This is a genomic window from Curtobacterium sp. MCBD17_021 (assembly GCF_003234525.1).
Classification (GTDB): domain Bacteria; phylum Actinomycetota; class Actinomycetes; order Actinomycetales; family Microbacteriaceae; genus Curtobacterium.
This window is the reverse complement of the sequence record NZ_QKTS01000002.1, coordinates 63306-75445: the sequence shown is the minus strand read 5'-3', so window position 1 is coordinate 75445 and position 12140 is coordinate 63306. Positions and strand designations below refer to the sequence as shown.

Genomic DNA, 12140 nt, shown 5'->3' with positions numbered 1-12140 from the left:
CCCTCCCTCCTCCTCCGCTCCTCGTCCACGAAGGGACGCACCATGCTCCGCTCGCTCTACTCCGGCATCTCCGGCCTCCGCTCGCACCAGCAGATGCTCGACGTCACCGGCAACAACATCGCCAACGTGAACACCGTCGGGTACAAGACCTCGACCACCGTGTTCCAGGACACCCTCTCGCAGATGACGCAGGGCGCCGGCGGGCCGCAGACCGGCGTCGGCGGCACGAACCCCGCCCAGATCGGCCTCGGTGTGCAGGTCGCCGGTGTCTCGACGAACTTCGCGCAGGGCTCCGCCCAGGCCACCGGCAAGGCGACCGACCTGATGATCTCGGGCGACGGCTTCTTCGTCACCCGTCTCGGCAACGACACGGTGTACAGCCGCGCCGGAGCGTTCGACTTCGACGCCGACGGCCGCCTCGTCACCGCCGACGGCAAGATCGTGCAGGGCTACTCGGCCACGAACGGCGTCGTCGACGACGGCGGGCAGATGACAGACATCCGGTTGCCGATCGACACCGCCGCGCCCGCGACCGTCACGACCGCCGCGGGCGTCACCGGCAACCTCCCCGCCGAGACCGCCGTCGGCGTCACGATCACCCGCGACGCCACCGTGTACGACCAGGGCGGCGCCAAGCACACCCTGTCCCTCGCGTACACGAAGACGAACGCCGGTTGGTCCGTCGTGGCGTCGAACGGCCAGGGCGCCTCCGCGACCGGTGCGATCACGTTCGCTGCCGACGGGAAGATCGCCAGCGGAGCCACCCTCCGCGTCGGTGGGATCGCGGTCGACATGCGGGACCTCTCCGGCTTCGCGGGCCTCAACACCGCGTCGATCTCGTCGCAGAACGGTCAGGCTGCCGGGGCGCTGCAGAGCTACTCCATCTCCAAGGACGGAACCGTGCTCGGGTCGTTCTCCAACGGCGCGTCGCTCGCCATCGGTCGGATCGCCCTGGCGACGTTCGCGAACCCGGCCGGCCTCGAGAAGACCGGCGCGTCGGGCTACCGTGCGACGGCGAACTCGGGGGAGGCGACCGTCGCCGTCGCCGGGTCCGCCGGTGTCGGCACCCTGGCGTCGGGCACGCTCGAGATGTCGAACGTCGACCTGTCGCAGGAGTTCACGAACCTCATCGTGGCCCAGCGCGGGTTCCAGGCGAACGCGCGCATCATCACCACCTCGGACGAGGTGCTGCAGGAGCTCACCAACCTGAAGCGCTGAATTTGCGGGAAACCCTGCTGTCTCGTGTCTGGGGCCGTCCTCGCAGAAGTGCGGGGGCGGCCCTATCTCTGGCGTCGCGCGCGGGTACATACTGTGTCCGTCGAGAGGCCAGCAATGACGCGAGTGGGGTTGCATAACGGGGGCGCCTGGGATGACGCGACCGTTCGTCGTGTCCTGGGTGTCGACCCCCTCCAGGTTGAACCTCGCGAGGCGCCGGTTCTCACCGTGGACGGGCAGATAGAACCCGACGCCTCGGCATGGCTCCGCCACATCGCAGCCCGATCCTTCCGCCCCCATCAGACCGCGACGCCGGTCACACGAGCGCAGAGCCTCCGCCACCTGCTCCGATGGCTGACAGAACGAAACACCTCGCTGCGTGGTGCGACCAATCAGCAGATCCGCGACTACTTGCTGAGCCGAATTGAAGGACGCGGACGTGTCTCCGGAAATACCCTCGCGAACGACAGAACCGCAATCAAGCAGTTCTATGAGTGGCTCCACGACGAACGTGACGTTTCACTCCCGATCACGATCGACCTCCTGAAGAGTCCGCGCGGAGTGGTGTCGTCCATGCGTGAAGGACGCGGGATTGCAGCTGCAAGCGCTGCCGCAACGCCGCTCGAGCCGCCGCAAGTCGACGAACTCATGGCAGCTGCCATCAAGTACGGCGCGAATCGCGCACCGAACGGCACATATACCGGAATGCGCGACGCCGCCTTTATCGCACTCGGGGCAGCCTGCGGTGGACGCGCAAAGATGCTGACTCACCTCACCACCTACGAGATTCCCCCTGCGCCAACACGAGCGAGTGGACGGCGCGATGAGGGTGACCTCATCAGCATGCATCTGCCCGCCGCGCTCACAAAAGCGAATCGGGCAGTAATTCTCCCGGTTTTCCGCCGCCGACTGGATGTCGTGCGCGAATTTATCAGCCCCGAGCGCGGCGCGCGGCGGTTCCAGATTGCGAAATGGCGCCCGGCCGACCCGATCACTATCGCGGACGAGCCCACCGGGCGTTTTTGGGGCATCGTCGACATCGATGGGATACCGCGGCCCTTCAACACCATGAGTGCCGAGATTCGGCGGCGCCTTGTGAAACCGAATGGTGAACCTGCGATGATCTTCCTCACCGCCCACGACGGACGACCCCTGAAACTCGCGACCGCGCGCGAGATCACCGGAGACATATCGATCATGGCCGAGGAAGACGCCATGAGCCGCGGTGAAGCGTTCCCACACGTGCACACTCATGATCTCCGCGCGACATACGCCACGCACCTCGCCGCGCTGTTCTACCTCGGAATCCCGACGAGTGACGGCGTTGACCTCCACGGGCGGCCCCATCGCGTCAGTATCGAGAGCGCAGTCAAGATGGCCAGCGTTGGACTCGGACATATCGACGCGGCAACAACGGCGTTATACGTACAACAAGTTGGAATCATAGCCTTGAGGTACACAATCGACGACCTGCTCGGGCGAAGGAGTTGACCTCGTGAGGCTTGGGAAGGAGTCAAACAACGGACGGCGGTCACGCAGCGATGCGCGCGGAGTTCACGTCAATTTCGTCACACGAGCGGAAATCGACGCAAAAGGGGCCTTCGTTGTCGATATTCGCGGCGAGTCGACAAGCCGACGCATCGAGCCGGTCGGCTCATCGGTCGCTGCCGCGCAGCTCACCTTGGCCTTGCAGAAGAAACTGACGATCAATGGCGGAACATGGACATCCTCGGAAACTTTTGCAAACCATGTTTACTACTGCTCCATCTTTCTGCAGAAGCTTGAAGAGCAACACGATATCCATGATTTGTCGTCGCCGCGCCTGACAACCGAGATGGTGTGGGAGGCGGTGCTGGCGGTAAGCCAGCAAGGGGGTCCGCAGCGCAACCTGCGTAGTTTCCTCGCGGACAGCTTCCCGCTCATCCGGTGTGACGGGGATACTTTCGAGGAAGTGCTGAACGCGGGTCGACTAAGAACGGACGTCTACAAGCGAGTCGGCTACGAACCGTCCGTTGCGGATGCGATCGAAGCTTTCGTAAAACCGTTCGTCGCCGCCTGGTACACCCGACACCGCGCTGCCGTCGCTGCGGCGCTTGGCGAGCAGCGAAAAGACTGGCTGTCGGTTCCCGCTGAGATTCTGATCAGAGCAGAAAACTACTCACGAAGCAGCTTCTTCGTCACCATCGATGACCTGGTACCGGCGATGATCCTCCTTTCGCTCGTCGACAACAAGGGCCCGAACCTGTCGGTTATGCGCTCATACACCTCCGATTCAGTCGAACGATCGAACAGTGGTGCGGGATTCGCCACTGGTGTGAAGGCGCGGAACAAGGAACTGCTGCGCACACCCGCCCCGGCCAGGGGTCTCTTCAGCTACCTCGGCTTGCTCGAATTCCTCACAGCAGCGACGCGAGTTGACCGGCACCTCCGGCGGCATTCCGACGATTTCGACCGTCTGCTCTTCGTGCGCTCCCGAGGCGAGAAAACGATTGACTCCGGTAGTGTCAATTCTTGGTGGAAGCGGACGTTACTGCGGGCGGATAAACCTGATCAGCTCCTGCCGCCGAGCATCAGCTTCCAGAAGACACGGAAAGCTGCGTTGCTCCGAGCGCGCCGCGAAGGGCAAGACGTTATCGGCCATAGCACCGCTATGAAACGGGTGTACTCGGCAGACGCTGTCCCCGACGTCATTACGGTGCCGCTCCTGCTCCAAACGCAAGCCGCTGTCGCCGAACAATGGCGCGGCCGGATCGCGGGACTCGCTGAAGGCAAGCGGGCGGAGCCCCTTACGGCCGCCGAAGAAGCAGCGGCCGATACGATTGGCTCTGCGGAAGCAATCATGGATGTCGGCGTTGCTGCCTGCATCACTAACGGCCAAGCACCGGATGACCAAGATCTCCCATGCGGGCTAGGTCCCGTGGGCTGCTTCACGTGCCCAAAGGGGTTCCGCACGCCTGAGGTAATTCCCGGACTCATCGGCGCGGTGCAATTCACCGAAAACATTCGCAAGTACGATCCCGCGGAATGGTTGGACGGGGAAGCGGCGAAGCTGAACGTCCTGGCGCAGAAGAGCCTTGATCAGTTTCCACAACACCTCGTCGAATCCGCTTTGCCGATTGCGATTGACACCGGCCGCCTCCTCGTGGCCTGCGCCTACTCGGAGACACGATCAAATGCCTGATACCCGCGCACGCCTCAGCACCCTTTCGGTTCAGGGCACCAGACCGTCGCTCGAGCCCGACACTGACGTCAGGAGCCTGATTCCCAAAGGCATTCAAATACGGCAGCCTATCCGCTACGGCGACGATCGCTGGGTGATCGAAGGTTACCCGCTCACAAACCAGAATGTCACCGAGCTCGATTTCCGGCTCGTGCCGATCCGATGGCGGACCATCATCAAAGACTGGGTCCTACTCCGACTGAATCCCAGCCTTGCCCGATCAGGCCTCAGCAGGCTCGACACACAAGCGCCATTGGCGCTCGCCACGGCCGCCTCGCTACCGATCTCGATGATGAGCGCGGTCGCCTACCTCTACACCTTCACGGTAACCCTGCCGATCGTCGACGCGAGAGGCACAAAACTCGGGCCCCTCGACTGGAAAGCGGTGGCGCAGAGTCTCCGCGACCGGGACTCCCGAGTCAGCTCGAAAACCAATGCGACATACGCTCGTCCCCTCAACGCACTGTGGACTGTCCGCGGTCTCCTTCGTGTCCCCGACATGTTCGGTGGTCGACCGTTCGGAGGCGAGGCAGTCGAGAAAGTGTTCGCCGTACCTGCACGCGACCTCAACGTCGACCGGCCCGAACCGCAACTCTGCGGCCCACTCCTGGGGCTCTGCCTCTGGATCATTGACAACTGCGCAGAAGACATACTTGCACGCGTTGAGCACCTCGCGGTCGTGCCCGACCGCAGCCACGCACCCCGACAGGACCAGATCGCGGCGGTTATTGACCTCCTTGACGAGTGGAATGCAACAGGACGCGCGCTGCCCGCGACCGTCGGGCTGCGCGGCGACACAACCGGCCTGCGCCCCTCGTGGGCAACGTTCGTGAAGCTGGCTGGCGCCTCCAACCAGTCGTTGAAGAACCCAGTGGGCGACGCCGTAGCCGTCTGGAAGGACCTGTGTGACCGACGAGGTGTGTCGCGCCACGAGGATGGCTTCAACCTCCCCATCCGCCAAGTCACGGCGCTCGACGGATCGGAACGGCAATGGACGGACGCGCTGGTCGCAACACGGTACGGCTTCGGCCTCGACCACTGGGTATCCACGCTCGCCTATGCGTGTGCCTACGTCATCGCACTCCTGACGACCGTTCGCGACCGCGAACTCGCTGCGCTGCCCGATGACTGCCTCCGCGAAGGCACCTACGAAGCAGGCGACATCGACGTTCCGGTCACCAGGATGCGCGGGTATCTCGTCAAGAATGTTGGCGAGCCAATACCGGCGTCCTGGGTGGTCGGTGAGGACGTCATGCGTGCTGTGGGCATCATTCAACGGCTCAAAAAAGCGCTGCACCTCGAGCCTCGCCTGCACCCCGTGACTCAACGAGAGATCTTGCTTCATCCCGGCCTCGGCCTCGGGGCCAACTCCGGAAAGGACACGCTAGTGCTCGAACGCGAGTGGTTACGCCGCTTCGAGAGCACCGGCAACTTCCTCGGCGAAAGAGGCTTGATCGCTGCCTTCCCGGAACTCCCCACGTGGTTGTCCCACCGGACCATCCGCATCACCGGTATCGAAGCGTACGCAAGCCAGCCCTGGGGTGACGCACTCGCGTCGGCTCAAGCGCACTGGTCGAGCCGCACCGTGGCCGAGGGGTATTACGGGCACCTCCCGAACAGCGTGTACATCGCCGACCCTGATGCGATCGAAGAAGTCAGGCAGGTACTCGTTGGGCAGACCCTCCTCGACGTGGCCGCAGACGCGAACGCGACTGCCGCGGGTCTCAGCGATGTTGTGGGCGGGGCGGGGACCGGCCGCCTGGACGCGGTCCTCGAGCAGGCAGAAGCGTACGAGCTCGTCAACTCACCGGTGACGGGGAAGCAGCTTGTGAAGATTGCCGCCAACAACCCCAACGTCACCGTTGGCACGTTCACCATCTGCATTTTCGGCCCGGGCGGCCTTTGCGGTAGCGTCCACGAGGCGAACTTTCGACTGTGTCGTCCTGGGAAGTGTCGAAACTCGGCAATGACGCGCGGGCAACGCGCGCGGGAGGAGCTCGTTCGACGCGGCCACGCCGGCAAGGGCGGCATTTTCGAACGGGCGAAGAGGAAAATCGAGGCAGATATGCCTGCGCTGCAGCCGGAGTTTGCGGTGCTTGATGACTCAGACCTCATCGAGATCGTGCTGACCGACTTACCCGGTCGGTACGCAGCTGCAGCACGGAATGCGGTGCCAGCTTGAGGAGTCAAGACCTAGCGACCATCCTTGATCGCCTCCTTACCGAAGATGACCCCCTCCCCGTGCCGCTGAAAGCGCTCCTTGCCAGTGTGATGATGGCCAGCCGCGGTGCGGCGCTCTCGAAAGCTGGGATGGCTCGTACTGGGCAGTACTCCCATGGCAGCGCGCATAAGCACTACAACGAACTCCTCGAAACTCTCATGGTTCATATACCTGCGCACTTGAGGAAGATGGACGATGTCGGCGTGCGGGCAATCGACCCTAATGCCCTCCAGGCTGAGGTCGCCTCCCGTAACGCAACCATCGCGGCGCTCCGCGCAGAGTTGGCAGCTCGCGACTCCGAATTGGACCAAATCCGGCGCTACGCCCTTGCCTTGCATCAACGGACGGTGGAGGTCGAGGAACAGTGGGCAGCCGATCATGGCCACCGCGTCCGACCCATCAGGGCGCTCGACTGAACGACGTCACAAGGCGAAGCGCACCGCAGAACGAGCACGGGCAAAGCAACGGACCTACGCTAGGCGCCGCGCTAGACCGGCGTACTCGGTCGAACCGACGCTCAGCTGCATCGGCCGACGATGTATGGCTACTTCGGATCCTCGACTGGTCGCCCTCAGCTGGTCCCTTGCGGTCCCAGCTGAGATAGCAGTCATCGATCGTCAACGGCTGCTTCGTCTTGCGAGTCTGTAGCGTCGAGAGCCTCCATCAGCTCGCTGAAGCGGACGCCGAGCCCGCGGGCAAGCTTCCACCACGCCGACAGTGACCCGGTTCGTTCGCCCGAGGCGAGGTACTGGACGCTCCTACGCTGCAGTCCTGACCGCGCCGCGAGTTCGTCCCAAGTCAGGCCCGCGTCGTGCCGCGCCTGCTGCACAGCGAGTCGGAGTGCCGAGAGGTTCGGCTCGCTTCGGTCGGGCACCCTCCGACGCTGGCGTGAAAACTGGCAGAGCGCAGTGAACAAATGTTCGCTATCTTGTCGGATATGGCAAGACGCGCTGCGAACAGGGCGAGCTCCGCATCGATGCTTCGATACGGCGCTCGAGAGACCCCACCGGAAGTGGTGCAAGCCGCAGGTCGACCGTGGAGTGCTGCGGCACTCCTGACACTCACTGTCGGCGGCGGCGATGTTGATCCCGGGCGTTTCTTCGACGTCGCCAACGCGCTTCATTCGGCCACGCTAACGAGCAGGCCTCGGCGTGCCCGCATCGGCTTGGTCCTCTCGGCGGGAGAGTCATGACGTGGGAAGGCACTGCGGGCGAAGCTCCGGTGCGGTACGTCGACGCGACGGATTTCGGCGCGCACCCCGTCGAGTGGGTGCTCCTCGTGCATGGTCACGGGCATGTGGTGCTGACCGTAGAGGGTCTGCCCGTAGCTCGCGTCGAGCCGCTCCCGGGGGCTGCCCAGGTTACACAGACTCGGGCGGGGGAGCGGCTATGACTCCGGGAGTGGATGAAGCCTCCGCGCACCAATTCGAGCGCATCCCCTTTTCGGCTTTACGTGACCAACGTCCTCCGGATCTCCAGGCCCTTTATGCCGAGGTCCAAGACGGCCAAGCCCTCATCCCGGGCCTCAAGATGGGCCTTGGCGCCCTCACAGTCGAGCGGTGGGATCCGGCATATGCAGCTACCGGTTGGACGCTCTACGGTGCGGACCTCACCCTGGACATGGGTCATCCGTTCGGGTCGCTGTTCTACCGCAACGACGCCGACGGCCGGGTGCTCCGCATCGGGGTGAAGTGGCATCCGCCGGTGCAGCAGCTCGAGTTCCCCGCCCTGCACCCTTCGAAGCCGGAGCTCGCGTCCGATTGCACTGCTGAGGAGGTCGCTGCGGTGGTGCTGGATGCGCGGAGTCGGATAGGGACGCTTGTCGCGGTCAACGCGCAGATCGGGTCGTTCGTCGCCACCGAGGAGTCCGAGAACGCGATCCTCGACGCGTCCGGGCTCGGGCTCGAGCGGCTCTCCGAAGACGACCCGAGGCTCGCCGGCCGCGACGCGCGCGGGCCGTCGCAACCAGACAGTAGCGGCGCTGATGGGTGATCGGCGGTGGGTGCAGGACATCCGGGACCAGCAGACGATCCTGTCGTTGCCGTTCGGGCTCGGGTGGACGATCGACATCACCCAAACGCTGGTCGCTCTCGCGGCGGCGGGGATGCCCGCTCGTGTGGAGGCGTTCGACCGGCTCCGGTTCGAGGACGGCCGGTCCGGGTTCCTGTCCACCCCGAACCCGACCGCCACCATCAACGACGACGGCACCCCGGCCGAGCGGACCGAGGACCTCATCGTCATCCCCGGCGGGTCGGAAGGCGGCGTGCTCTCGCTCGCCCGCCGGTACCCGGACCTGGTGTTCGTGAACGGGAAACGGCAACGCGTCTGGGCCGACGGCCGGCAGGTTCACGGGTCGTCGATGGAGCGGGACGCGACACCGGGATGGCGGACCGTGTTCGCGATCGCCCGCACGATTGCCCTGCATGGCGGCGGCACACGCGCTATCGCGGACCGCATCGGGATCCCGCTCGAGGACGTGCGTGCCGCGATGCCTGCTCTCGGGACGCACGTCTTCCACACTCCGATCGGGTGGGAAGCAGCCGACCGGGCCGCCCTGTGTGACTGGGCACTGGCGGCATATCCGGGTTACGGCGGGATCCGCACCTGCTGGCGCCGCGACACCACCATCGACGAGCAAGCCGATCAGCTCATCGGACTCGGTGGGGTGACGTCGGACCGGTGGGCGGCACAGCAGTCCGGCGTCCTCGTCCCCCCGAACCGGCTGACGGCGTTCTTCGCCCACCACCCCGACATGGCCGCACTCGACTACGAGCCCGCAACCGCGGACGAGGCGACGGTGTCGGTCGTCATCCCGCAGGACACCACCATCCTCACCGGCGCTGAGGGGTGTTGCACGGATGAGTTCATCACCGCGCACGTCATCTACGAAGACAGCTGGGTGGCCGTGAACACCGACGCGGTGAACGGGCTGCGGCAGCTGCTGCACTTCCAGGCTGACCTTGCGCACGATCTCCGCTGGCACCCCTCCGGCAGCTGAGAAGAACGGATCCGATGATGTTGCAGCTGCTGTCTCTGACGTTGGCGTTCGATGACACCCGGTTCTTCGGCTCCGTCATGTTCACCAACCCCACCCGCCCCAACGACAAGCCCTCAGTCGTCCTCATCGACCACGCCGACGAGGTGCCGTGGTTCCGACTCAGCAACGTCGACCCTGACGTCCAGGACCCGTCGGATCCGGCGATGGCGGAAGCGGACCGGATCATGCGGTTCATCCTCACCTGGGCGCCAGAGCGTCTCGGCCGCACCCACCCCGCACCCGCACCCGCACAGTCCTGACCCACCCGCACCACTCCCGACTTTTTGGAGGTACTGACGATGATGCGTCTGCTGTCCATGCACCTCTCGAACGACCGGATCCTCTGGGGTCACGTCCTCCTCGAGGACACCGAAGACCCGAACGCGGGGCTGGCGCAGATCCTCGTCCGTCCCATCGACAAGGAGCCCGGCTACGAGCTCTACGACAAGCACAACACGGTCCTGTCGGACCTGAGCGTGCCGGCGGTACGGGAAGCGAACCGCATCGTGCAGACCCTCCTCATCCCAGCCTCCGAAGTCGCCAGGCGCGAGCAAGCTGTCCGGGCGGTGATCCACTCCGGCTACCTCGAAGGATTCCCCGACGACATGCCCTGGCAGTCACAGCTGTGGATGTACGCCCGCGGGGAGATCACCCCGGAGCAACTCAGCGCCTACGCCGACAACGGCCGACAGATCCCACGCGATCCCGAACACAGCGCCGTCAACACAGCCGACGTACCCGAGGACTGGTGGAGAACCACGCAGGCCCGGATCCGCCGGCACCTCCTCGACTCGACCCTCACCGAAGCGGAAGCCGCCGCCGCCCTGCAGATCAGCATCGATGGGGTCGGCGAGCTGTTCGGGTCGAACCGCCTACTGAGCTTCGACCTCGAGGGCGAAGAACGCATCCCCGACTGGCAGATCCTCGGCCCGGCCCTCCCCGAGTTCGGCGACCCCTCCGCCCTGCTCCCAGGACTGGAAGTGCTCTACGCGGCAGCACCGCAGCCACTACTCGACGCGGCAGCGATGACCGAGTTCATGACCACACCCCACCCACACCTCACCATCGACACCCACGCCCTGACGCCGCTGCAATGGATCTGGGAAGGGCGCCAGCTCGAGACACTCATCGCCCTGTTCCGGGGACGTGCATGGTGACGTCAGCCACCCGCCCCGACCTGTTCCTGCTGAGCGTCGCGTTCGACCTCGCCGGCACCCACGGACACATGTACTTTCGCGACCCGACTGGCCCCGAGCTTCGGCAAGTCATCGTTCGCAGCGCCGATGGAGGGTCCGGTTACCGGTGCGAACCCGCACACGGAGACACTCGCGACGGGTGGGAGCCGTTCCTCAACGAAGCTGGCTGGCTCATGGCCCTCATCCGACCAGACACCGCGGAGGAACGCCGCTGATGGGGCCAGGGCTCGAATGGGTCGCTGCTGCGTACGCCGGTCGGCCGCAGATAACCATGCCGTACGGGCTCGGAGACACCACCGACCTCACCGACGCCCTCGCCGTCCTCAAACTCGCCGGGCTCGCCGCGGTCGTGGAGTCCCACGACACTATCCGCCTCGCCGACGGCCGCCGTGCACGCTTCCCAACACTGACGCAGCGGCCTAGCGACGAGCTGCTAGCCGACTCGGAGTTGCTGCTGTTAGCGCCGCGGACCGTGACGGCGACGCAGATCGCGCTCGCGGAACAGACCGCGACGGTGCTCCTGGTCGACGTCGACCGGCGCCGCGTCTGGATCGACGGCAGGCAGGCACTTGGGACGAAGGAGCGGTGGAAGGACGCCGCACCGATCTATGTCACGTTCGCCGTAGCGCGGATGCTCGCTATCAACGGCGCCACCTTCGACTGCCTCGTCGGCGCAGGGCTCTCGGCAGGTCAAGTCGATGACGCCTTGGCCAGGCTCAGCAAACGCGTGCACCGCACCGACATCGGGTGGGAGTCTCGAGAGGTGGGTGGGCTCATCGACTTCGCCATCGCCTGCTACCCCGGCCCAGGCGGCGTCCGGACTCGGTGGACCTCAGAACTGCCGCTCGTCGAGCAAGCGGAACGGCTCATCAGCGTCGGCTGCCGCATCTCCGGTCGCGCGATCTCGGAACGGCCTGGCTACCCGGCGATCAGCAGACGGAAGATGCCTTATCGGCTGGTCGCGTTTGCCGAACACGAACTCGACATGACAACCCTCGGGTTTGAGCCCGACACTGTCGGCTACTCCGGCACCGAACTCATCCGACCCGCAGACCCCACCATCTGCCTCACCGCGGCAGCCGCTGGCTATCGGGACCGAACCGACGACATCATCACCGCCAACTCGCTCCTCCGCGCCGACATGCGCAACGACGACGACGCAGCCTCACTCGAGGAGGTACGGAGCCGGCTGCAGTTCCTCGCCGACACCGGATACGACCTCAGACACGGACTGCCGAGCTGAAGGCGGGGC

At 65.0% G+C, this 12140-nt stretch carries 11 protein-coding genes; 10 read left to right on the top strand and 1 reads right to left on the bottom strand.

From position 1 onward, the window contains the following. The first annotated feature begins 42 nt into the window (after window positions 1-42). The 5 genes from DEI83_RS02240 to DEI83_RS02220 all read left to right on the top strand — a co-directional run bounded on the left by DEI83_RS02240 (window position 43) and on the right by DEI83_RS02220 (window position 7072). Window positions 43-1218, top strand: a complete 1176-nt coding sequence (locus tag DEI83_RS02240) for a flagellar hook protein FlgE (RefSeq protein WP_111080186.1) — start codon at window positions 43-45, stop codon at window positions 1216-1218. A 225-nt stretch (window positions 1219-1443) separates the two neighbouring features. Continuing rightward, on the top strand, window positions 1444-2706 hold the full coding sequence (locus DEI83_RS02235; RefSeq protein ID WP_181431037.1) for a site-specific integrase: 1263 nt from the start codon (window positions 1444-1446) through the stop codon (window positions 2704-2706). A 4-nt stretch (window positions 2707-2710) separates the two neighbouring features. Next, window positions 2711-4396 (top strand): hypothetical protein, encoded by a 1686-nt coding sequence (locus tag DEI83_RS02230; RefSeq protein WP_146243214.1) that lies wholly within the window; start codon window positions 2711-2713, stop codon window positions 4394-4396. Further along, window positions 4389-6617, top strand: a complete 2229-nt coding sequence (locus tag DEI83_RS02225) for a hypothetical protein (RefSeq protein WP_111080183.1) — start codon at window positions 4389-4391, stop codon at window positions 6615-6617. The genes DEI83_RS02230 and DEI83_RS02225 overlap by 8 nt, the downstream gene beginning before the upstream one ends. A gap of 59 nt (window positions 6618-6676) precedes the next feature. Beyond that, complete coding sequence (locus DEI83_RS02220; RefSeq protein ID WP_146243213.1) at window positions 6677-7072, top strand: hypothetical protein; 396 nt, start codon at window positions 6677-6679, stop codon at window positions 7070-7072. Window positions 7073-7263: 191 nt separating this feature from the next. Here DEI83_RS02220 and DEI83_RS16385 read toward each other — a convergent pair whose 3' ends face one another. Beyond that, entirely contained in the window at window positions 7264-7779 is a 516-nt protein-coding gene (locus tag DEI83_RS16385; RefSeq protein WP_111080181.1) for a helix-turn-helix domain-containing protein, read from the bottom strand. A gap of 277 nt (window positions 7780-8056) precedes the next feature. Between DEI83_RS16385 and DEI83_RS02210 the strand changes: the two genes are divergently transcribed. The 5 genes from DEI83_RS02210 to DEI83_RS02185 all read left to right on the top strand — a co-directional run bounded on the left by DEI83_RS02210 (window position 8057) and on the right by DEI83_RS02185 (window position 12131). Further along, window positions 8057-8647, top strand: a complete 591-nt coding sequence (locus DEI83_RS02210) for a hypothetical protein (protein WP_146243212.1) — start codon at window positions 8057-8059, stop codon at window positions 8645-8647. Then, on the top strand, window positions 8640-9653 hold the full coding sequence (locus tag DEI83_RS02205; protein WP_111080179.1) for a hypothetical protein: 1014 nt from the start codon (window positions 8640-8642) through the stop codon (window positions 9651-9653). The genes DEI83_RS02210 and DEI83_RS02205 overlap by 8 nt, the downstream gene beginning before the upstream one ends. A gap of 14 nt (window positions 9654-9667) precedes the next feature. Beyond that, window positions 9668-9952: a hypothetical protein gene (locus tag DEI83_RS02200; protein WP_111080178.1), complete on the top strand. Its 285-nt coding sequence runs from the start codon at window positions 9668-9670 to the stop codon at window positions 9950-9952. Between the two features lie 39 nt (window positions 9953-9991). Then, window positions 9992-10849, top strand: coding sequence for an antitoxin VbhA family protein (locus DEI83_RS02195; RefSeq protein ID WP_111080177.1), 858 nt, complete (start codon window positions 9992-9994; stop codon window positions 10847-10849). A 253-nt stretch (window positions 10850-11102) separates the two neighbouring features. Further along, complete coding sequence (locus tag DEI83_RS02185) at window positions 11103-12131, top strand: hypothetical protein (protein WP_111080175.1); 1029 nt, start codon at window positions 11103-11105, stop codon at window positions 12129-12131. Window positions 12132-12140 lie beyond the last annotated feature (9 nt).